17 protein-coding genes and 1 pseudogene are annotated in these 20,398 nt (G+C 68.0%); 7 read left to right on the forward strand and 11 right to left on the reverse strand.

Going from position 1 to position 20,398, the window contains the following annotated elements:
* Positions 1 to 1,500 (forward strand): serine hydrolase domain-containing protein, encoded by a 1,500-nt coding sequence (locus Q9R17_RS14885; protein ID WP_308155376.1) that lies wholly within the window; start codon positions 1 to 3, stop codon positions 1,498 to 1,500.
* A gap of 85 nt (positions 1,501 to 1,585) precedes the next feature.
* On the opposite strand, the gene Q9R17_RS14890 is transcribed toward Q9R17_RS14885, so the two are convergent.
* The gene (locus tag Q9R17_RS14890; RefSeq protein ID WP_308155377.1) at positions 1,586 to 3,394 is read right to left on the reverse strand and encodes a DUF885 domain-containing protein; all 1,809 of its coding nucleotides are present in this window, start codon (positions 3,392 to 3,394) and stop codon (positions 1,586 to 1,588) included.
* Positions 3,395 to 3,512: 118 nt separating this feature from the next.
* Between Q9R17_RS14890 and Q9R17_RS14895 the strand changes: the two genes are divergently transcribed.
* Together Q9R17_RS14895 and Q9R17_RS14900 are read left to right on the forward strand one after the other, a co-directional pair.
* Complete coding sequence (locus Q9R17_RS14895; RefSeq protein ID WP_308155378.1) at positions 3,513 to 3,869, forward strand: GFA family protein; 357 nt, start codon at positions 3,513 to 3,515, stop codon at positions 3,867 to 3,869.
* Positions 3,866 to 4,678, forward strand: a complete 813-nt coding sequence (locus tag Q9R17_RS14900; protein WP_308155379.1) for a DUF4349 domain-containing protein — start codon at positions 3,866 to 3,868, stop codon at positions 4,676 to 4,678. The genes Q9R17_RS14895 and Q9R17_RS14900 overlap by 4 nt, the downstream gene beginning before the upstream one ends.
* Positions 4,679 to 4,706: 28 nt before the next feature.
* Here the strand turns inward: Q9R17_RS14900 and Q9R17_RS14905 are convergent, their stop codons facing one another.
* Both Q9R17_RS14905 and Q9R17_RS14910 read right to left on the reverse strand, forming a co-directional pair.
* Positions 4,707 to 5,000, reverse strand: a complete 294-nt coding sequence (locus tag Q9R17_RS14905) for a hypothetical protein (RefSeq protein ID WP_308155380.1) — start codon at positions 4,998 to 5,000, stop codon at positions 4,707 to 4,709.
* A gap of 68 nt (positions 5,001 to 5,068) precedes the next feature.
* Positions 5,069 to 6,013 carry a LysR substrate-binding domain-containing protein gene (locus Q9R17_RS14910; protein ID WP_308155381.1) on the reverse strand — a complete coding sequence of 315 codons (945 nt, stop codon included), beginning with the start codon at positions 6,011 to 6,013 and terminating at the stop codon, positions 5,069 to 5,071.
* A gap of 138 nt (positions 6,014 to 6,151) precedes the next feature.
* Here Q9R17_RS14910 and Q9R17_RS14915 point away from each other — a divergent pair, with 138 nt between their 5' ends.
* Positions 6,152 to 7,024 carry a DMT family transporter gene (locus Q9R17_RS14915; protein ID WP_308155382.1) on the forward strand — a complete coding sequence of 291 codons (873 nt, stop codon included), beginning with the start codon at positions 6,152 to 6,154 and terminating at the stop codon, positions 7,022 to 7,024.
* A gap of 331 nt (positions 7,025 to 7,355) precedes the next feature.
* On the opposite strand, the gene Q9R17_RS14920 is transcribed toward Q9R17_RS14915, so the two are convergent.
* Positions 7,356 to 8,258: a peptidylprolyl isomerase gene (locus Q9R17_RS14920; protein ID WP_308155383.1), complete on the reverse strand. Its 903-nt coding sequence runs from the start codon at positions 8,256 to 8,258 to the stop codon at positions 7,356 to 7,358.
* A 134-nt stretch (positions 8,259 to 8,392) separates the two neighbouring features.
* Here Q9R17_RS14920 and Q9R17_RS14925 point away from each other — a divergent pair, with 134 nt between their 5' ends.
* On the forward strand, positions 8,393 to 8,758 hold the full coding sequence (locus Q9R17_RS14925; RefSeq protein WP_308155384.1) for a PadR family transcriptional regulator: 366 nt from the start codon (positions 8,393 to 8,395) through the stop codon (positions 8,756 to 8,758).
* Positions 8,755 to 9,744 (forward strand): sensor domain-containing protein, encoded by a 990-nt coding sequence (locus Q9R17_RS14930; protein WP_308155385.1) that lies wholly within the window; start codon positions 8,755 to 8,757, stop codon positions 9,742 to 9,744. The genes Q9R17_RS14925 and Q9R17_RS14930 overlap by 4 nt, the downstream gene beginning before the upstream one ends.
* Positions 9,745 to 9,927: 183 nt before the next feature.
* Here the strand turns inward: Q9R17_RS14930 and phaZ are convergent, their stop codons facing one another.
* Positions 9,928 to 11,235 (reverse strand): polyhydroxyalkanoate depolymerase, encoded by a 1,308-nt coding sequence (gene phaZ / locus Q9R17_RS14935; RefSeq protein ID WP_308155386.1) that lies wholly within the window; start codon positions 11,233 to 11,235, stop codon positions 9,928 to 9,930.
* Positions 11,236 to 11,328: 93 nt separating this feature from the next.
* A complete protein-coding gene (locus Q9R17_RS14940) occupies positions 11,329 to 11,919 on the reverse strand; it encodes a class I SAM-dependent methyltransferase (RefSeq protein ID WP_308155387.1) in 591 nt (196 codons plus the stop codon).
* A gap of 141 nt (positions 11,920 to 12,060) precedes the next feature.
* Here Q9R17_RS14940 and Q9R17_RS14945 point away from each other — a divergent pair, with 141 nt between their 5' ends.
* Positions 12,061 to 12,516: a CopD family protein gene (locus tag Q9R17_RS14945; RefSeq protein ID WP_308155388.1), complete on the forward strand. Its 456-nt coding sequence runs from the start codon at positions 12,061 to 12,063 to the stop codon at positions 12,514 to 12,516.
* 312 nt (positions 12,517 to 12,828) lie between these two features.
* Here the strand turns inward: Q9R17_RS14945 and Q9R17_RS14950 are convergent, their stop codons facing one another.
* The 5 genes and pseudogenes from Q9R17_RS14950 to lpxA form a co-directional block, all read right to left on the reverse strand.
* Entirely contained in the window at positions 12,829 to 13,788 is a 960-nt protein-coding gene (locus Q9R17_RS14950; RefSeq protein WP_308155389.1) for an acetyl-CoA carboxylase carboxyltransferase subunit alpha, read from the reverse strand.
* 105 nt (positions 13,789 to 13,893) lie between these two features.
* The gene (gene dnaE, locus Q9R17_RS14955) at positions 13,894 to 17,475 is read right to left on the reverse strand and encodes a DNA polymerase III subunit alpha (protein WP_308155390.1); all 3,582 of its coding nucleotides are present in this window, start codon (positions 17,473 to 17,475) and stop codon (positions 13,894 to 13,896) included.
* A gap of 206 nt (positions 17,476 to 17,681) precedes the next feature.
* Complete coding sequence (locus Q9R17_RS14960) at positions 17,682 to 18,326, reverse strand: ribonuclease HII (RefSeq protein WP_308155391.1); 645 nt, start codon at positions 18,324 to 18,326, stop codon at positions 17,682 to 17,684.
* Positions 18,323 to 19,492, reverse strand: a pseudogene (gene lpxB / locus Q9R17_RS14965) (lipid-A-disaccharide synthase); the annotation flags it as partial. The pseudogene lpxB and the gene Q9R17_RS14960, both read right to left, overlap by 4 nt.
* Positions 19,493 to 19,590: 98 nt before the next feature.
* Positions 19,591 to 20,382 carry an acyl-ACP--UDP-N-acetylglucosamine O-acyltransferase gene (gene lpxA, locus Q9R17_RS14970; RefSeq protein ID WP_308155392.1) on the reverse strand — a complete coding sequence of 264 codons (792 nt, stop codon included), beginning with the start codon at positions 20,380 to 20,382 and terminating at the stop codon, positions 19,591 to 19,593.
* Positions 20,383 to 20,398 lie beyond the last annotated feature (16 nt).

The raw sequence follows: 20,398 nt of genomic DNA on the forward strand, positions 1-20,398 counted from the left end.
ATGAAGCACCGTGCAGGAAAGGCCATCAGGCGTGCAGCCGCGTTCGCGGCACTGCTGCTGCCGATGGCGGCAGTGGCCGACGAGCAACCGTCAGCGCTCGACAGGGAGGCGCGCATCGCCCGCGTGGAGCAGGGCCTGTCACCGCGGATCGTGGTCGCCGGGGTACCCCGCCAGCGCATGACCCTGCCCGAGCGCATGGCCTTCCATGGTGTGCCGGCCGTGGGCATTGCGCTGGTTGACCAGGGGCGCGTGCAATGGGCGCGCACCTATGGCGTGCGCGATGCGGCCGGGCAACCGCCGGCCACGGCCGCAACCCTGTTCCAGGCGGGATCGATCAGCAAGACGGTCAGTGCGCTGGGTGCCTTGCGGCTGGTCGAGCAGGGCCGGCTGTCGCTCGATGCCGAAGCAAACGCGCAGCTGCAGCACTGGAAGATTCCGGACAATGCTTTTACCCAGGGCCATCCGGTGACCCTGCGCGCGCTGCTCAATCATGCGGCCGGCACGAATGTGCACGGTTTCGAGGGCTACCCTCGCGGGGCACCAGTGCCGAACCTGCTGCAGGTGCTTGACGGTGTGCCGCCGGCAACCTCGCCGGCGGTGCGGGTGGAGGCCACGCCGGGAACCGCCTGGACCTATTCGGGCGGCGGCTACAGTGTGGTCCAGCAGCTGATGGTCGAGGCCGGCGGGCAGCCGTTCGCAGCGCTGATGCAGTCGCTGGTGCTGGCGCCGCTGCAGATGCGTGACAGCACGTTCGAGGTGGCGCTGCCCGCAGCGTGGCAGGCGCGCGCCGCCTCTGGCCACCATGGCGATGGGCAGGTCGTGCCGGGTGGCTGGCACGTGTATCCCGAATCGGCGGCGGCAGGCTTGTGGAGTACCCCTGCGGACCTGGCCCAGGTGGTGGTCGACATTGCGCGTGCAGGGGAGGGCACCTCCGGCACGGTGCTGTCGGCGGCAATGACACAGGCGCTGCTGCGCCGTGGCCTGGGCCAGTATGGGCTGGGCGTGTATGTCGAAGGCATCGGGGCCGGGCGCAGTTTCGCCCACTCCGGCGGCACCGATGGCTTCCGCGCACAGCTCTACGGTTATACGCATACCGGCCAGGGCATCGTGGTGATGACCAACAGTGACAACGGCGCGGCACTGATCGACGAGATCCTGGTCAGCGTGGCGGCCGAGTACGGCTGGCCGGAATTCCAGATCGTGGAAAAGCGCGCGCTGGCCTCCGATGCGGCGGCCAATGCGCGGTTTGCCGGCCAGTACCAGCTAGTCGGCAAGCCTGCCCACGTGATTGCCGAGGGGGAGCACCTCTACCTGCAGAGCGATGTCTTTGGCCGCCAGCGCATGGAACTGCACGCAGAATCACCGACCCGCTTTTTCGCCACCGCGCAGGACATGACGGTCGAGTTCGCGCCTGGCACCGGGGGTGAGGTGCCGGGCTTCGTGCTCATCCGTGGTGACAGCCGGTATCCGGCCCAGCGCGTGCAGCCGGGCAACCGCTAGGCCCGGTCTGGTCCTGCGAAAACGGCCCGGGAATCCCGGGCCGTCGCTTTCATGCGCATCCACGCAGCGCGTGGACCGGTTGCCGTTACTGGATCGGCTGGTCGAGCATCAGCTGGCGTGCGAAGCGCACCGGCGGTGCGCCGTAGGACAGCATCTGGTCGTGGTAGGCCTTCAGGTTGAACGCGTCGCCCAGCTTGTCCTGCATGGCCTTGCGGGTGTCGAAGTGTTCCTGCGCGCCCACGAAGTAGGTCGGCAGCTGCGCGGAGGTCAGCTGCGCGCGCACCCACTTGCCGGCCGCTTCGCTTTCCTGCTGGAACGCATCGTGGGTCATCAGGTGCATGGCCTGTTCGCGGCTCCAGTTGTCCACGTGCACGCCCTGGTCCAGGATCGCGTTGGAAATGGTGCGCAGGTAGAACTTCAGCTGCACCAGGTGGAACAGCGGATCGTTGTTGAGGTAGCCCTGCTCCTGCATCATCCGCTCGGTGTAGACCGCCCAGCCTTCGGCGAACAGGCCCGAACGCAGCACGGCGCGCAGCGTGGAGGGGAACTTGGCCGAGTGCCAGCCCTCCAGGTAGTGGCCCGGGGTGCCTTCGTGGATGCTCAGCAGGTGGATCATGCGCGAGTTGTATTCGCGCAGGAACGAATCGACCTGCTTGTCGTTCCAGTCATCCGGAATCGGCGAAACGGCGTAGAAGGTCTTCAGGTTCTTGTCCAGCGGGCCCGGCGAATCGCAGTAGGCCACGGCCACGCCACGCTGGAATTCGGGCATCAGGATGATGTCCACCGGCGCGTCGGGCAGGGTCACCAGGTCATGCTCGCGCACGAAGGCGGTGGACTGTTCCAGTGCGGCCTTGGCATCGTCGACCACCTTGTCGCGTGCCGGCTTGTCGGCGTAGGCCAGTTCCAGTGCGGCCTCGATCGCCTTCTGCTGCTGCTCGTCGGTCGGCTGCGCCGGCATCGGCGGGGCACCCGGCTTGTCCTTCAGCACGGTCTGCGCGATACCGTACATGTCGGCGCGCACGCGCTTGAGTTCGGCACGGGCACGCTCGCCGATCTCCTGGCGCGACAGCGAGGAATTGAGCGCGAACTTCAGCTTCTGGTCGTACTTTTCCGCGCCGATGCGGAAATCGCCCTTGGCGTTGGGCACCAGGGTCGTGTCCAGCCACTGCTGCTGTTCGTCCACGGCCTTCTTCAGGCCATCGATGGCGGCCTGCAGGCGCTGCTGGTCGGCCTGCGGCAGTTCACCGATGTGCGGGGTGATGAAGGTCTCGACGATGCTGAGGATGCCCTTGTTCTGCTTGGCCACCGTCTCGGCGTGGATCTTCGGCACGCGGGCCGGGTCCAGGTTGGCGCGGGCCTGGGCGAAGATCGCCGGGATCTTCTCCATGCGTGCGGTGGCCGACTTCAGGCGCTCGGGCAGCGGTGCGAATTCGCGCGCCATCAGGCCGTACAGCGCACTGCCGGCGATGCCGTTGTAGACCTGCGGGTCCCATTTGCCGGACTGCAGGACCTCGGCGGTCCAGATTTCCTGCTCCAGCTGGTTGCGCAGGATGGCGGCGTCCACCTGGTTCTCGCGGCCCAGCTTGGCCACGTCGATCTTGCCCAGTTCGCCCAGCAGCGCCTTGTAGGCGGCGACCGTCTTCTGCTGGCCGGCGGCGCTGAGGTCGTCGATCTCGCTGTCGTAGCGGTGGTCGCCGATCTGCGTGGCGCTGACCGGGGACAGCTGCATCCAGGTGTCCAGCGCGCGCTTGGACAGGTCGGCAAAAGCCGTATCGGCCGCCGGGTCACCGGCCTGCTGGCCAGCGGCGGGAGTGGCGTCGGATGTCGGGGCGTTGGCCGGCTGGCAGCCGGCAAGGGCGGCGACCAGGGCGAGGGCAAGCAGATGCGGGCGCATCGGGCGGTCCTGTACGGGGAACAATCCGGCGAGCATAGGCGCTTGGGCCCGGAATGTCCCCCTGCCATAGGATTACCATGGCCACAGACAGGGACCACCCGCCCAGGAGGGAAGGCACATGCAGTACGAAGGAAGCTGCCATTGCGGCAGGATCGCATTCACGGTGGAGGCCGAAGCGCCCATCCACGACGTGCTGGACTGCAACTGTTCGCTGTGCCGGCGCCGCGGCGGCCTGCTGTGGTTCGCGCCCCGCAGCGCCTTCCACCTGGCCACCGATGCGGCGGACGTGGGCACCTACCAGTTCCACCAGCACCACATCGACCACCACTACTGCCGCGCCTGTGGCATCGCCCCATACAGCGAGGCGGTCGATCCACGCAGTGGCCAGCCGATGGTGGCGGTGAACGTGCGGTGCCTGCCGGCGGTGGATCTGGCCACGCTGTCGGTGACGGCGTTCGATGGTGCCAGCCGATGAGGGCGGTGCTGATGCCGGGGCTGCGCGCAGGCCTGCTGGCAGCGGTGGTGGTGGTGGCCGGCTGCGCCAAAGGCGTGCCGCCCGCCGCCGGCCTGCCGGCGCCGATGGCGGCGATCAAGCAGGGCAAGGACCAGTTCCTGGCCTATGAACACGAGGCGCGCGTGGAACTGGAGGGCAGCCGCATCGGCCCGCGCCTGCAGGCCCTGGCCGAGGCCTGCCAGAAGGCACGGTTCGGCGACTGCACGTTGCTGGACATGAATGAAGGGGATTACACGCCCCGCCCGGGCACCGTGCGCCACGAAGCGCAGATCCGGGTCCGGCTTGCCCCTGCGGGCGTGGCGCCGTTCATCGCGTTGGCCGGCAGCGATGGGCGCATCGCCAACCGGTCCACGCAGGCCGAAGACCTGGCCGTGGCGGTGGCCGACACCCGCCGCACGCAGGACCGCCTGCAGCGCGAATATGAAAAGCTGTCGGCCCTGCAGCAGCGCGCGGACGTGAAGGTGGCCGACCTGCTGGCCATTTCGCAGCGCATGTCGGAAATCGAATCCGGCCTGGAAGCGGCCAACCGCGATGCAGCCCAGCAGCGCCGGCGCATCGATACCCAGCTGGTGACGGTGAAGCTGGAACCGCCATCGGCCGAAAGCGGCCGCAGCGAGATCGGTGAGGCGCTGCGTGATTTCAGTGGGGTGTTCACCACCAGCGTGGCCTTCGTCATCCGTGCCGTGGCGGCGCTGATTCCGGTCGGTGGGGTGCTGGCGTTGCTGGGCTGGGGTGCCCGCGCGCTGTGGCGGCGCCGGCGTCGGGCATGATCGGCGGGCCGCCGGCGTGCCCGGCGGCTCAGCCTTCGTCGGTTTCGTATTCGACGAACACGTCCAGTTCCAGGGCCAGCTCCTGCACCGCGTCGCGCACTTTCTGCGCGGTGTAGGCGTTGCCCACTTCCACTTCCAGCTCATGGATGCCCGGGCCGATGTCGTCGGACAGCCCCGCCGAGCTGGAGTCATCGTCGTCCATGTGCGGCATGAGGTCGTCGGTTTCCTCGACATGCTCGATGCCGTCCAGCCCCAGCAGCAGATCGCTGATGGCGCGTGCATCGTCTTCGGTACCGGTGATTCGCAGTCGCAGCAGGGACATGGCGGCAGATCGTGGTGGGAACGCCTGCAGCCTAGCCAGCCGGTGGCAAAGGCCGGGTGAGGACCGGTTCACGGCGATGTCGGCGGGCGTCCGAGCAGGCTGGCCGGCAGCGCCGGCACCGGCGCGCGATCGTCCTGCGCCTGCTCCAGCAGCCAGTCGATGAACAGCCGTGCCGCCGGGCCGGGCGGCTGGTCTTCGGCATGCACCACGTAATAGGCGTAGCGCGCCTTCATCGCCGGCCCCGGCAAGCGCACTACTTCGTAGCGCTGCAGGTAGGGCTGGGCGATGTGCGTGCGCGCCAGCACAGCGCCCATGCCGTACACCGCTGCGCGCATGGCGTCGGTACTGTCGGAGAACGTGTGGGCCTGCGGCAACGGCGAAGGCGCGCGCAGGCGCGCATGGCGGAACCAGTCGCGCCAGCCCTGCGGCGACAGGTCGGCCAGCAGCGGCAGTTCGCTGATGCCGGCCGGATCCTGCAGGGCTTCCACACCCGGCAGCGAGGGCGAGGCGACCGGGAACAGTTCGTCATCCATCAGGTGCTGTGCATGCAGGCCCGGCCACTGGCCCATGCCGTAGCGGATGCCGACCTGCGGCCCGTTCTCGTCATAGCGGTCCAGCCCGCTGCCGGTATGCAGTTCGATGTGTATGTGCGGATGCCGCTGCTGGAACCGTGGCAGGCGGGGCACCAGCCAGCAGTACGACAGCGAGCGCAGGGTGGCCACGCGCAGCGGCACGCTTTCCGCATCGGGCTGCAGGTGGTGGGCCACTGCGGCGACATCGGCGAAGGCCGCACTGGCCGCATCGGCCAACTGGCGGCCCTCGGCGGTCAAGCGCACGCCACGGGCGTGGCGCAGGAACAGGCGCGTGTCGAGCACCTCTTCCAGGCGGCGCACGTGGTGGCTGACCGCACTGGCGGTCAGGTTCAGCTCCTGCGCGGCCTGGGCGAAGTTCGCGTGGCGGGCGGCGACGGCGAATACCCCCAGCGCCGGCAGCAGGGAAGGGCGTAGCAACATGACAAGCCTCAAAGCAGATTTGTGGCTGGCAGCGATACTACGCGCTTGTGTGGCGGGCGTCGCGGGCCGATCCTGTGCGTCACGCAGAGGAGACTGGATGATGAACGGGCAGGCATGGGGCAGCGCGGGAGGTCGGGCATGAACGCGGTGCCACACGCGCAGGAGCGCGACTGGCGCACGCCGCTGGAACTGACCCTGCTGGGCGCCATCTGGGGCTGTTCGTTCCTGTTCATGCGCGTGGCGGTGCCCTCGTTCGGCCCGTTCGCCCTGGTGGAGGTGCGGCTGGTGCTGGGCGCGCTGGTCCTGATGCCCTTCCTGTGGCGTGCCCGCGCCCAGTTTCCGGCGCGCCGCTGGCTGTGGCTGGCACCGATCGGGCTGATCAATTCCGGCCTGCCCTTCGTGCTGTTCGCCTATTCGGCCGAACAGGCCCCGGCCGCCATCGGTGCCATCTGCAATGCGATGACCGTGCTGTTCGCCGCGTTGATCGCTTTCCTGTTCTTTGGCGAGAAGATCGGCATGCGCCGCGCCGGCGCGCTGCTGGTCGGCTTTGCCGGGGTGGTGGTGCTGGCCACGGCCAAGGTGTCCGGGCTGAGCATCGGCATGGCGGTGGTGGCCGGTGCGGCGGCATCGTTGCTGTACGGCCTGGGCGTGAACCTGGTCAAGCGGCACATGACCGGCCTGCCATCGGCCGCGGCGGCGGCCGCCACGCTGGGTTGCGCTTCGTTGTGGATGCTGCCGCTGGCCATCACCCACTGGCCGCAGGCGGCGGTGCCGGGCAAGGCCTGGGCCGCAGCGATCGCGCTGGGCGTGGCCTGCACCGGGCTGGCGTTCCTGATGTTCTACCGCCTGATCGGCCGCATCGGCCCCTCGCGCGCCTCGACGGTGACCTACGTGATCCCGCTGTTCGGCGCGGCCTTCGCCTGGCTGTTCCTGGACGAGCCGGTGACCGTGCAGATGGTGCTGGCCGGCGCGTTGATCCTGGGCAGCGTGGCGGTCAGCCAGAAGGGGTGAGGTTTGCCGCACAACTGCACGGGTAGCGCCGTGCGCTGCCCGGCAGCGTCATTGATGCTTGCGCGCACGGCGGTGGATGTTGATCTGTGTCCGCCTTGGAGCGAGCCGAGCACCACAGGTCCGGCGAGGGCGAAGAGGCGCGGCTGTCTGAGCGTAGCGAGTTCCGCGCCGTCCCTCGACGGATCGAGGAGCGCAGGGAACCGGCGCGCAGCGCCGGCTCGCGGACGGCGGCGCGTTTCTTTTGGTTACTTTTCTTTGCGCGGGCAAAGAAAAGTGACACCCATGAACGATGAAGTGCCTTCAGCACGCGCCAAGCGCGAAAACCGAAGCCTTACCGCACCGGCACCGGAATGTTGCACAGGTCGATATGCCCGGCCGGACGCTTGTAGAAATCATCCACCCGGTTGCGCCGTGCCTCGACCGTAGCGGCGAACGTCTTGGACTCGGTACGCAGCACCTGGATCGGTGTGCGCTCGGCCACCGGCACATCGCTGGCGCGCCGGATCGATACGATCGGCGTGCGCAGCGCCGGGTCGGTATAGAACCCCATCGGTGCCGGCCCGCGTGGAATCGCGCTGAGCAGTTCCATGCCCTTCAGCACGCGGCCGACCACGGTGATGTTGCGGTCCAGCTGGCGCGGCGACTGGCCGGTCACCACATACAGTTCGGCACCGATGCTGCTGTCTTCCTCGTTGTTGCGGCCCGCGCCCAGCGCGCCATAGCAGTGCGCCAGCCAGGCCTTGCCGGTCTTCGGATCCTGGCCGACCGGGAAGCCGTCCACGAACCCGGTCTGCGGTGCCCAGCCATCGTGGTCGGGCAGCACGCTCACCTTCAGGCCGGCGCTGGCCCGCTCGAACTCGGCCGGCAGCTTGCGCGCGGCGCTGCCGAACGGCCGGGCCTTGGCCGCGTCATCGGCGTCGGCATCGCCGAACTGCACCACGAAGTTGTCCTGCGAGCGGTAGATGCTGGTGCCGTCCCAGAAGTGCTCGTGGGCGAAGGTCTGGATGTTGGCGGCATGGCGCGGGGCGAACTGCGGCGCCAGTTCGATGATCACCCGACCGGCCGGCAGGTCCATGTACAGCAGGTTCTGCGGGTCCGGGGTGCGCCAGTCGGCGTCGATGGACGCGGCCAGGATCTGCTGCGGGCTGCGGTAGGGCGTGGCGGCGCTGGCCAGTACAGGCAGCAGGCAGGCCAGGGCGAGGGCGGTCAGGGCAGGACGATGACGGTGCGGCATGGGTTCCCCGGAACATGAACGAGCCCCGATTCTGCGCGCACGCCCCGGTGGCCGCCAGCCGGGGATGACTAACGACACATTCGCTATACCGGACTTCGTACTACTGTTGACTTCAACGTAGTGGAGGGCCGGGCATGTCCGAAGACGACATCCACCTGAAGAAGTTCCAGAAGGAACTCAGCGCCGGAACGGTATCGCTGGCCCTGCTGGCAGTGCTGGCGCGGGCGGGGGAGCCGCTGTATGGCTACCTCATCGCCAAGGAACTGGAGCGCGTGGGTGAGGGCGTGCTGAGCGGCAAGCAGAGCGCGCTGTACCCGGTGCTGCGCAACCTGGAAGGCGCCGGCCTGCTGGAAAGCCATGTCGAGCCGTCCAGCAGCGGACCGCCGCGGCGCTATTACCGCATCAATGAACGCGGCCGCCAGGTGCTGGTGCAGTGGCGCCAGGCCTGGCAGGCCACCCGCGATTCCGTCGATTCCGTGTTGGAGGGGGTACCGCAATGAACGACCCGAGCCCGGCAGGCACCGCCCTGCCCACCACCATTCCGCAGTACCTGGCACAGCTGCGCACGGCACTGGAGGGCGCCGACCCGGCCATGGTGCAGGATGCCCTGTACGACGCCGAGGAATACCTGCGCTCGGAACTGGCCGCGCAGCCGGGCCGCAGCGAGGCGGAGGTGATCGCCGATGTCGCCGGCAGCTATGGCGCGCCCGATGAAGTGGCCGAGATCTACCGTGCAACCGAGATCACGGTGAACCGGGCGCTGCGCACGCCGCGTGCCGATACCGGGCCTGTCCTGCGCGCCGCCGCCGAGGCCAGCGGGGTTGCCCCGGCCGCGCCGCCGCCGGCACCGGTGCCGCGTTCGCTGCTGGCGCGCTTCTTCGGCGTGATGGCCGATCCGCACAGCTACGGCGCGCTGTTCTACATGCTGCTGTCGCTGGCCACGGGCATCTTCTTCTTCACCTGGGTGGTGACCGGCCTGTCGCTGTCGCTGGGCCTGCTGATCCTGATCATCGGCGTGCCGCTGACGGTGCTGTTCTTCGGCTCGGTGCGCGGGCTGGCACTGCTGGAAGGGCGCCTGGTGGAAGCGCTGCTGGGTGAGCGCATGCCACGCCGGCCGCGCTATACCGACCGCAGCCGGACCTGGTTGCAGCGCATCGGCGACATGTTCACCGACGGCCGTACCTGGCTGACCCTGCTGTACTTCGTGCTGATGCTGCCGCTGGGCACCGTCTACTTCTCCATCGCAGTGACGCTGCTGTCGCTGTCGCTGGGCTTCCTGTGGGCACCGGTGGCAGCACTGTTCAGTGGGGGTATCCCCGGGCTGTACATCGACGGCGTGAACGTTCTGCCGGGGGCGGTGTCACCGCTGTTCGGGCTGCTGGTGGCCGCAGTGGGGGCGGTGCTGCTGGTGCTGACGATGCATCTGGCGCGCGGGGTCGGCAAGCTGCATGCGCAGATCGCCAAGCACCTGCTGGTGCGGCTGTAAGCGGGAATCCACGCCTGGGGAGGTGCCAACCTTGGTCGGCACGATCCCTCAGCGCAGGGGCGCTTGGCGGGCTTTGCTTTGGTAGGTGCCAACCTTGGTTGGCACGATCCATCAGGTACCGGGATTCAAGGTGGAGCGCCAACCACGGTTGGCATCTACCAGGGCGTACCGACCAAGGGCGGTTTACCCCGCCTTGCGGCGCAGCGGGGTGACGTTGCTCTTCTTCTTCGACACCTTGGCCACCGGTGCTTCGGCATGGGCGGCGAAGAAATCACGCACCTTCGGGTACACCACTTCGCGCCAGCGACGGCCGCTGAAGATGCCGTAGTGGCCTGCGCCTTCGACAAGGAAATGTTCGCGGCGCGTGGCGTCGATGCCGGTGCACAGGGCCTGCGCGGCCTCGGTCTGGCCGACACCGGCGATGTCATCCAGCTCGCCTTCGATGCTCAGCAGCGCGGTATCGCGGATGGCGGAGGGATCGACCTTCTCGCCGTTGACCACCCATTCCCCGCGCGGCAGCAGGAAGTCCTGGAACACCACCGAAATCGTGTCCAGGTAGTACTTGGCCGGCATGTCCAGCACGGCGTTGTACTCGTCGTAGAAACGACGGTGGGCGTCGGCGTCTTCCAGGTCGCCCTTGACCAGGTCGGTATAGAAATCCCAGTGCGAGCTGAAGTGGCGGCTGGGGTTCATCGACAGGAAGCCGGCGTGCTGCAGGAAGCCCGGGTACACGCGGCGGCCGGCACCGGGGTAGCCCGGTGGCACGGTGTGGATGACGTTGTTCTCGAACCACGACAGCGGGTTCTGCGTGGCCAGGTTGTTGACCGCAGTGGGGCTGCAGCGTGCATCGATCGGCCCGCCCATCATCACCAGCGAGCGCGGGGTGGGTTCGCCACGGCTGGCCATCAGCGAAACGGCCGCCAGCACCGGCACGGTGGGCTGGCAGACGCTGACCACGTGCAGGCGCTCCACGCCCAGGTGGCGGATGAATTCCTGGATGTAGGCTATGTAATCGTCCAGCCCGAACTCGCCTTCGCTGGCCGGTACCATGCGCGCATCGACCCAATCGGTCACATAGACGCGGTGGTCGCGCAGCAGGGTGCGCACGGTGTCGCGCAGCAGGGTGGCGTGGTGGCCGGACAACGGCGCCACCACCAGCACGAACGGCTGGTTGAGCATGGTGTGCAGCTGGTCGGCTTCGTTGCTGTGGCGCTTGAAGCGCAGCAGCTTGCAGAACGGCTTGCTCACTTCCTCGTGCACGACGATCGGCACGCGCTCGCCCTCGACATCGATTTCGTTGATGCCCCATTCGGGCTTCTCGTAATCCTTGCCGATGCGATGGAACAGCTCATTGACCGCCGCCAGCCGGTCAGCGCCGGGCATCTGCGACCACCAATGGTTCGGATTGGTGAAGAAGCGGGCGTTGGCCTGGGCCTGGTGCACCCACGGGGCGAGCAGGTTGCGGGTCAGTTCGTGCAGTTGATAGAGCATGACGACCGAATATGTATGGTCATATGTTGCCGCGCAGCATAACGCATCCCGGCGTCCCACAGGTTAAGCCGGCTGAAAATAATGAATCCGGATTCACATCCTTTCAAGGGCCGCCGCATCGCCTGCCAGGGCGGGGCCGAGCCAGCAGTGCGACCCTGCCGGCTGCAGGCCGTGGCGACCCAGCTCGCGCCGGTACCAGCGCGCCGGGCGGGGCTGGAAGCCCTCGTGGTCGCCCTCGAAGTCATCCTCGGCGGCGAAGGTTTCCAGGAACGCCACGCCCCCGGTCAGCTCGGCCAGCCCGGCCAGGCCCGCACGCAGTTCGCGGTTGGGCACGTAGTGCATCACGTCCGAGCAGACCAGCAGGTCCACCGGTGCGCAGGGGCGCAGCCAGGCGAAATCCCCGAAACCGGCCAGGTGCAGGTTGCGGGTGCGTCCGTAGCGGCGCACAGCGTACTCGCTGCTGTCAAAGCCCAGATACTCGACCTTCGGACGCAGCTTCAGCAGCGGTGCGCGCCAGGCGCCTTCGCCGCAGCCGATGTCCAGCACGCTGCGCACCGGCCGCTCGAGGTAGTACTCGGCCGTGGCCACGGCCAGGGCCACCTTGCGGGCCAGGCGCGCGGCGCCACCGATGTCGGCGCGGCGGTACCAGCGCTGGAAATAGGCGGCGTCGTAGGTCTTGTCCATGGGGCAGGGCACGCTGAAGGTGAAAACGGCGCCTATCGTACGGGGTCGCGGCGATGGGTGTGGCGATTGGTCGCGGCAGCCACCCAGGGGAGGCCTCTACTGCGACAATAGTCCCTTCCCGCCAGCCGCCGGAGCGAGCGCATGCAGAGCTATTACTGGGTGAAGACCTTCCACATCGTGTTCGTGGTCGCGTGGATGGCGACGGTGTTCTACCTGCCGCGCATCCTGGTGAACCTGGCCGAAGCCGCCGGCCAGCCGGCGGTGGTCGAGCGCCTGCAGCTGATGGGGCTGCGCCTGTACCGCTTCGGTCATTCCATGTTCGGCCTGGCGGTGCTGCTGGGCCTGGTGCTGTGGCTGGGTTACAGGGTCATCCCCGATTTCCCGACCATGGTCGCGCCCGGCGGCGCTGGCTGGCTGCACGCCAAGCTGGGGCTGGTGGTGGTGCTGCTGGCGTACTTCATCTGGATCGGGCGCCTGCTGAAGGGTGTGGGCAAGGGCAGGGCGCTGCCGTCGTCGCGCGCGCTGCGCTGGATCAACGAGATCCCGCTGCTGGCCTTCATTCCGATCGTGTGGCTGGTGCTGGCCAAGCCGTTCTGACAGTCTGTTATCCGTAGAGCCATGCTTGGCTCTACGGGGTCGCGTGATTCTTCGCCAAAGCAAAGGCATCCACGCATGCGTGGATCTACTGGGTGCAGCTATGGCTTTTGATGTTCAGGTCCGCCATGAGCGAGCCGAGCATCGCAGGTGAAACAGGGGCGAAGAGGCGCCGATGTCTGAGCGCAGCGAGTTCGGCGCCGTCCCCTGATTCACCGAGAAGCGCAGGGAACCGGTGCATAGCACCGGCTCGCGTTCGGCGGCGTGTTCTTTGGTTGCTTTCTTGCACGAGCAAGAAAGTAACGAGCCGATGAATCAGGCGGCTTCGTACGTGCCGTAGCTGCGCAGGCGCGCGTAGCGCTGTTCCAGCAGCTGCTCGGTGGAAAGCTTTTCCAGCGCATCCAGTTCGTTCAGCAGCACGGCTTTCAGGCGCTTGGCCATCTGCGTCGGGTTGCGGTGGGCGCCGCCGGTGGGTTCACGCACGACCTTGTCCACCAAGCCCAGGCTCTTCAGGCGCGGCGCGGTCAGGCCGAGCTGTTCGGCGGCGTCCTTGGCCTTGCCGGCATCCTTCCACAGGATCGAGGCGCAGCCTTCCGGGGTGATGGTCGAATAGACGGCATATTCCAGCATGACGGTGCGGTCGCCCACGCCCAGCGCCAGTGCGCCGCCGGAACCGCCTTCACCGATCACGGTACAGATCACCGGCACCTTCAGCTCGGCCATTTCGATCAGGTTGCGCGCGATCGCCTCGGACTGGCCGCGCGATTCGGCGTCGATGCCCGGCCAGGCGCCGGCGGTGTCGATCAGGGTCAGCACCGGCAGGCCGAAACGTTCGGCCATCTTCATCAGGCGCAGGGCCTTGCGGTAGCCCTCCGGCTTGGGCATGCCGAAATTGCGCTTGATCTTTTCCTTGGTGTCGCGCCCCTTCTGGTGGCCGATCACCATCACCGCGCGGCCGTTGATGCGGGCCAGGCCGCCCATGATGGCCTTGTCGTCGGCGAAGGCGCGGTCGCCGGCCAGTTCCTGGAACTCATCGCAGATGATGCGGATGTAGTCGGCGGTGTACGGGCGGGACGGGTGGCGGGCCAGCTGCAGCACCTGCCAGGAGCTGAGGTTGCGGAAGATCTGTGCGGTACGCAGGCGCAGCTTGTCCTGCAGCGCATGCACTTCCGCCTCGACATTGACCGCCGGGCCAGCACTGGCGCTGCGCAGTTCCTGGATCTTGGCTTCCAGGTCGGCGATGGGTTGCTCGAAGTCGAGGTAGTTCGGATTCATCGGAAGCCGTCGTGCTAAAGAAGGGGGGAAGTGTAGCCCAACGCAGGCAGATCCCCCGTACGCCCCTGTCTGGAGGCGCACGGCGGTACCCGGCCGGGTGGGGCCTCAGCTGGCCCAGGGCGGGCTGTAGCGGACCTTGAGGGTGCGTACGGCCGGGTCGGCGCGCAGGGCTTCCATCAGCCGTGAATCCACGCGCACGGCGCTGTCGCCGGATACATCCAGCATGCCGGCCACGCCGCCGGCGCTGCCCTGCAGCAGCAGGTCCAGGCGCAGCGGGGTCCGGCCCGGGCGATGGCGGTCGAGCAGGGCGTTGATGCGCTCCCACACGGGCCGCTCGCGGCGCAGGTCCAGGCGCAGCGACAGGCGCGTGGCGTAGTTGGCGCAGACCTCGTCGAAATCCCAGCACTGGCGGATGCGCAGCGCGTAGCCGCCGTTGAACTCGTCCTCGCGCAGGCCGCCCTTGACCACCAGGATGCGGTCCTTGGTCATCAGGTGGCCGAATTCGGCCATGGCGTCGGAGAAGGCGCTGCATTCCACGCGGCCACGGCCATCCTCGAGCTGGATGAAGATCTGGCTTTCCCCCTTGCGGCGCACCCCGACCACCTGGCCGGCCAGCACGGTCTGCACTTCCGGGCGCCAGCGCTTCTCGCCGCCGCCGCCGCTGTTGCTGTTGGCACTCCAGATCCTTTCCACCGCCCCCAGGTCGTTGCCGACCAGGTCGCGCACGTCATCGCGGTAGGGGTCGAAGGGATGGCCGCTGAGGTAGAAGCCCAGCGTGTCACGCTCGCCGCCCAGGCGCTGCAGCAGCGGCCATTCCTCGGCTTCGGGCAGGTCCAGCTGGATCGACACCGTGCTCGGGTCCGGGCCGCCGAACAGCGAGTTCTGGCCGGAGGCCCGCTCGCGCGCCATCTGGTCGGTGGCCTTGATCACTTCCGGCAGCTGCAGCATCAGCGAGGCGCGGTTGCGCCCCAGCTCGTCCAGCGCGCCGCAGTTGATCATCGCTTCCAGCGTGCGCCGGTTGAGCTTGGCCGAGCCGACGCGGGTGCAGAAATCCAGCAGGTCGGTGTAGTTGCCGGCCTTCAGGCGCTCGTCCACCACCGCTTCGCAGGCGCCCTGGCCGACGCCCTTGATCGCGCCCAGGCCGTACTGGATGGTGTCCGGCGTGACCGCTTCGAACATGAAGGCGGACTGGTTCACCTTCGGCGGCAGCACGGTCAGGCCGAGGTTGCGCACCTCGTCCAGGAAGCCGACCACCTTTTCGGTGTTGTCCAGGTCCGAGGACAGCGTGGCGGCCATGAATTCGGCCGGGTAATGGCGCTTGAGCCAGGCGGTCTGGTAACTGACCAGCGCGTAGGCCGCAGCGTGCGATTTGTTGAAACCGTAGCCGGCGAACTTCTCCATCAGGTCGAAGATCTCGTCGGCCTTGGGGCCGTCGACGCCGCCCTTGGCCGCACCTTCGCGGAAGATCTCGCGGTGCTTGGCCATTTCCGCCGGCACCTTCTTGCCCATCGCACGGCGCAGCAGGTCGGCGCCGCCCAGCGAATAGCCGCCGACGATCTGCGCCATCTGCATCACCTGCTCCTGGTACACCATGATGCCGTAGGTGTCCTTGAGGATGGCTTCGGTGCGCGGATCGGGGTAGATGATCTCTTCCTGCCCGTGCTTGCGCGCGTTGAAGGAGGGAATCAGGTCCATCGGGCCGGGCCGGTACAGCGACACCAGCGCGATCAGGTCTTCGAACCGGTCCGGGCGCGCGTCCTTCAGCAGGCGGCGCATGCCCGAGGATTCGAACTGGAACACCGCGCCGGTGTTGCCGTTGGCGAAGATGTCCTTGTAGGTCGGTGCGTCGTCCAGCGGGATCTGCGCGATGTCCACCGGCGGAATGCCGGCGCGCTCGTGGCGCTTGTTGATCGCCTTGACCGCCCAGTCGATGATGGTCAGCGTGCGCAGGCCGAGGAAGTCGAACTTCACCAGGCCCACTTCTTCCACGTCGTTCTTGTCGAACTGGGTGACCGGGTTCTTGCCGCGGCCGTCCTCATCGTGTTCGGCGAACAGCGGGCAGAACTCGCTCAACGGCTCGGGGGCGATGACCACGCCGCCGGCGTGCTTGCCGGCGTTGCGGGTGAGGTCTTCCAGCTGCCGCGCCAGGTCGATCAGGTCGCGGACATCGTCCTCGCTCTGGTAGCGCTGGATCAGCTCGGGCGAGGCCATCTCGCTGTCCTTGCCTTCGCCCATCGCATCCTTCAGCGAAATGCCGAGGATGTTGGGGATCAGCTTGGCCACGCCGTCGACCAGGCCGTACGGGAAGCCCAGCACGCGGCCGGAATCGCGCACCACCGCCTTGGCCGCCATGGTGCCGTAGGTGATGATCTGGCTGACCCGCTCGCGGCCGTACTTGCGTGCCACGTAGTCGATGACTTCGTCGCGCCGGTCCATGCAGAAGTCGATGTCGAAGTCGGGCATCGACACGCGTTCGGGGTTGAGGAACCGCTCGAACAGCAGGTTGTAGGGCAGCGGGTCCAGGTCGGTGATCTGCAGCGCCCAGGCCACCAGCGAGCCGGCACCGGAACCGCGGCCTGGGCCGATCGGAATGCCCTGCGCCTTGCCCCACTGGATGAAGTCGGCCACGATCAGGAAGTAGCCGGGGAAGCCCATCTTGATGATGGTGTCCAGCTCGAATTCCAGGCGGTCGCTGTAATCCTGCGCGGTCATGCCCGCGGCGATCGGGTTCTTCTCCAGGCGCGCGGCCAGGCCCTTGCGCGATTCGCTGCGGATCCAGCTGTCCAGCGTTTCATCGTCCGGCACCGGGTAGTCGGGCAGGAAGTAGGTGCCCAGGCGCATCTCGATGTTGCAGCGCTCGGCCAGCGCCAGCGTGTTGTCGATCGCATCGGGGATGTCGGCGAACAGCGCGCACATCTCCTCGGCCGATTTCAGGTATTGCTGGTCGCTGTAGTCACGCGGGCGCTTGGGGTCGTCCAGCACGCGGCCAGAGGCGATGCATACGCGCGCCTCGTGCGCGCTGAAGTCCGACGGCGACAGGAAGCGCACGTCGTTGCTGGCGATCACCGGCAGGCCGCGCTGGCCGGCGGCCATCAGCGCGAACTGGTTGAAGGTTTCCTCGCCCTCACGGCCGGTGCGGGTCAGTTCCAGGTGCAGGCCATCGCCGAACACGCGCTGCCAGTCGGCCAGCTGCTGCTCGGCCAGCTCGTGCTTGCCGTCCAGCGCCAGGCGCCCGGCCAGGCTCTCGCGGCCGGCCAGGGCGAACAGGTTCGCGTTGCTGGCCTTGAGCCAGTCCGGGTGCACGGCCACGCCGCCTTCGGCGCGGTGGCCTTCCATCCAGGCGCGGGTGAGCAGGCGCGACAGGCTCAGGTAGCCTTCGCGGTCACGGCACAGCAGGGTCATGCGCCAGGGGTCCTGGCCTTCCTCGGCGATCAGCACGTCGGCGCCGGCGATGGGCTTGATGCCCACGCCTTCGGCGGCCTTGTAGAACTTCACCAGCGCGAACAGGTTGTTCAGGTCGGTGACGGCCAGCGCCGGCAGGCCCAGCTCGACCGAACGCGACAGCAGGTTGGCCTGCTTGGCCTTCTTCGGGTCCGCCTGGTCCGGTTTGGCCGGCACGCGGATGGTCGAGTCCGCCAGCGAGAACTCGGTGTGGACGTGGAGATGTACGAAGCGGGAAGTGGACATGCCGGACCAGGTTGGAGCGCAGGGGCCCCGGGTGCGGACGCGGGATTCGTCGCCGGGGTCACGGAGCGCTGGAGTGCCCGGTCAGGGTAGCGAGGGGCGGGGGATGCGACAAGGACTTGACGGTACGCCGGTTTCACGAATCCCGCCGGGCCTGGCCTGGCGCTACCGGTGCGTGGGCGCGGCGCGGCGTCATGCCCGGCGGCGGTTCAGCCGACGGTTGCCAGGCAGTCACGAACCGGGGCGAAGCTGCGCCGGTGTTCGGGGCAGGGGCCGTGCTGGCGCAGCGCAGCCAGGTGGGCCGGGGTGCCATAGCCCTTGTGCCGGTCGAAACCGTATTCGGGATGGCGGGCGTGCACCTGGTCCATGTAGCGATCGCGGCTGACCTTGGCCAGGATCGAGGCGGCCATGATCGCGCGGTCGATGCCATCACCGCCGACCAGGGCCTGCCCCGGCAGCACCAGCCCCTTGGGCACCACGTTGCCGTCGATGCGGGCCAGCTGGGCGGCGTGGGCGACGGCGGCCACCACCTCGCGCATGCCCTGCAGGGTGGCCTGGTAGATGTTCAGGCGGTCGATGGTCGATGCATCGATGAGCACGACATGCCAGGCCAGCGCCCGTTCCTGGATGCGGTCGTACAGCTGTTCACGGCGTGCGGCGGTGAGCTGCTTGGAGTCATCCAGCCCGTTGATGCGTGGCTTGTCCGGATCGAATACCACGGCGGCCACCGCGACCGGGCCGGCCAGCGGGCCGCGGCCGGCCTCATCCACGCCCGCCACCCGGTCGGGCACCGGTGGCGGGGGACAGCTGTCGAACAGGGCCAGGCTGGCGGCGGCAGCCGCGCGCCGGCTCACGCCGTCTCCGGCGGCAGCGTGCGCAGCAGCAGGTCGGCCACGGCATCGGCGGCCCGTGCCGAGGCATTGCGGCGCAGGCGCTCGTGCAGCATCACGTAGGTGGCCTGGATGCCGGTCATGCGCTGCGGGTGGTCGAACCACTGCAGGATGGCGGCTGCCAGCTTGTCCGGGGTGCAGTCGTGCTGCATCAGTTCCGGTGCCAGGTCGGCGCTGGCCAGGATGTTGGGCAGCGCGAAGCGGGTGACCTTGATCAGGCCCAGTGCCTTGACCAGCCGGTAGGTCAGTTCGGCCACGCGGTAGCCGACCACCATCGGGCGCTTCACCAGCATGGTTTCCAGCGTGGCGGTGCCGGAGGCCAGCACCACCACGTCGGCGGCGATCATCGCCGTGCGGGCCTGGCCATCGAGCACATGCGAATAGGCGACCGGCAACGCCGAGCGCGACAGTTGTTCATCGATCAGGCGGCGGCAGGCCGGATTGGCTGCCGGCACCACCACATGCAGCCCGGGAATGCGCTCGGAGACCTGCCAGGCGGCCTCGAAGAAGGCTTCGCCAAGCTTGGAGATCTCGCCCAGCCGACTGCCCGGCAACACCGCCAGTACCTTGGCGTTGGACGGCAGGCCAAGCGCGGCACGGGCCTGCTCGCGGTCGCTTTCCAGCGGGATGTCATCGGCCATCGGGTGGCCGACGAAGCGCGCGTCCACGCCATGCCGGGCGTAGATCGGTGGTTCCATCGGGAACAGGCACAGCACCAGGTCGGCGCTGGCACCGATCTTTTCCGCACGCTTCTCGCGCCAGGCCCAGACCGAGGGGCTGACGTAGTGCACGGTGCGGATGCCGCGCTGCTTGAGCCAGCGCTCGATGCCCAGGTTGAAGTCGGGCGCGTCGATGCCGATGAACACATCCGGCTGCCAGTCCAGCGCGCGCTGGCGGAACGCCGAGCGCAGCTTGAGCAGGCGCGGCAGGTGGCGCAGCACTTCGGTCAGGCCCATCACCGCCAGTTCGCTGGCGTCGTGCCAGGTCTGGCAGCCGGCGTTGCGCATCTGGTCGCCGCCGATGCCGGCGAACTCGGCATTGGGGAAGCGGGCCTTCAGTTCGCGGATCAGGCCGGCACCGAGCAGGTCGCCGGAGGCTTCGCCGGCGACCAGGGCAATGCGCAGGGGCCGTTCACTGCTGACCCGGGGCTGCAGTGCACCGGCGCTGGCGGCAAAGGCGGCCAGCGGGATCACCTCGGCACTTGCCGGCGCCTGGCCCGAACCCTGGTTCATCGCAGCAGGGGCCGCTCGGCGTGGTCGATGAAGTCCAGCATGGCCTTCACGTCATCACTGTCACGGGCCTGCTCGGCCAGCTGCTGCTTGGCATCGGCCAGCGGCAGGCCCGCCACGTACAGGGTGCGGTAGGCGCGCTTGATGGCGGTGATGCGTTCGGCATCGAAGCCACGGCGCTTGAGGCCTTCGCTGTTGATGCCGCGCGGACGGCCCAGCGAATCGGTGCCGACCATGGTGAACGGCGGTACATCGCCATTGGTCAGCGCGCCCATGCCCAAGAAGGCATGCGCACCGATGCGGCAGAACTGGTGGGCGCCGGCGAAGCCGCTGATGATCACGTAGTCGCCCACGGTCACATGGCCGGCCAGCGTGGTGTTGTTGGAAAACACGCAGTGGTGGCCGACATGGCAGTCGTGCGCCACGTGGGTGTAGGCCAGCATCCAGTTGTCATCGCCGACGGTGGTGATGCCGCCGCCGCCGCCGGTGCCGCGGTTGATGGTGACGAATTCGCGGATCACGTTGCGGTCGCCGATCACCAGCTCGGTGCGTTCGCCGGCGAACTTCTTGTCCTGCGGTTCGCCACCGATGGCGGCGTGGCCGATGAAGCGGTTGTCACGGCCGATCTTCGTCGGCCCATGGATGCTGCAGTGCGGGCCGATTACCGTGCCGGCACCGATTTCGACATCGGCACCGATCAGGGTGAAGGCGCCCACCTGCACATCGTCGGCCAGCCGTGCGGACGGGTCGATGACCGCGGTGGGATGGATGCGTGGTGCGTTGTCAGTCATTCCTGCCTCCCTGGTA

The sequence above is a fragment of the Stenotrophomonas sp. 24(2023) genome (assembly GCF_030913365.1).
Classification (GTDB): Bacteria; Pseudomonadota; Gammaproteobacteria; order Xanthomonadales; family Xanthomonadaceae; genus Stenotrophomonas.

Coding starts and splice junctions, on each gene's coding strand:
- Q9R17_RS14925 (WP_308155384.1), top strand. CDS start 8,393: ATGTCCGAAGACGACATCCACCTGAAGAAGTTCCAGAAGGAACTCAGC.
- lpxA (WP_308155392.1), bottom strand. CDS start 20,382: ATGACTGACAACGCACCACGCATCCATCCCACCGCGGTCATCGACCCG.
- Q9R17_RS14895 (WP_308155378.1), top strand. CDS start 3,513: ATGCAGTACGAAGGAAGCTGCCATTGCGGCAGGATCGCATTCACGGTG.
- Q9R17_RS14910 (WP_308155381.1), bottom strand. CDS start 6,013: ATGTTGCTACGCCCTTCCCTGCTGCCGGCGCTGGGGGTATTCGCCGTC.
- Q9R17_RS14945 (WP_308155388.1), top strand. CDS start 12,061: ATGCAGAGCTATTACTGGGTGAAGACCTTCCACATCGTGTTCGTGGTC.
- Q9R17_RS14950 (WP_308155389.1), bottom strand. CDS start 13,788: ATGAATCCGAACTACCTCGACTTCGAGCAACCCATCGCCGACCTGGAA.
- Q9R17_RS14940 (WP_308155387.1), bottom strand. CDS start 11,919: ATGGACAAGACCTACGACGCCGCCTATTTCCAGCGCTGGTACCGCCGC.
- Q9R17_RS14900 (WP_308155379.1), top strand. CDS start 3,866: ATGAGGGCGGTGCTGATGCCGGGGCTGCGCGCAGGCCTGCTGGCAGCG.
- Q9R17_RS14890 (WP_308155377.1), bottom strand. CDS start 3,394: ATGCGCCCGCATCTGCTTGCCCTCGCCCTGGTCGCCGCCCTTGCCGGC.
- Q9R17_RS14885 (WP_308155376.1), top strand. CDS start 1: ATGAAGCACCGTGCAGGAAAGGCCATCAGGCGTGCAGCCGCGTTCGCG.
- phaZ (WP_308155386.1), bottom strand. CDS start 11,235: ATGCTCTATCAACTGCACGAACTGACCCGCAACCTGCTCGCCCCGTGG.
- Q9R17_RS14930 (WP_308155385.1), top strand. CDS start 8,755: ATGAACGACCCGAGCCCGGCAGGCACCGCCCTGCCCACCACCATTCCG.
- Q9R17_RS14920 (WP_308155383.1), bottom strand. CDS start 8,258: ATGCCGCACCGTCATCGTCCTGCCCTGACCGCCCTCGCCCTGGCCTGC.
- Q9R17_RS14905 (WP_308155380.1), bottom strand. CDS start 5,000: ATGTCCCTGCTGCGACTGCGAATCACCGGTACCGAAGACGATGCACGC.
- dnaE (WP_308155390.1), bottom strand. CDS start 17,475: ATGTCCACTTCCCGCTTCGTACATCTCCACGTCCACACCGAGTTCTCG.
- Q9R17_RS14915 (WP_308155382.1), top strand. CDS start 6,152: ATGAACGCGGTGCCACACGCGCAGGAGCGCGACTGGCGCACGCCGCTG.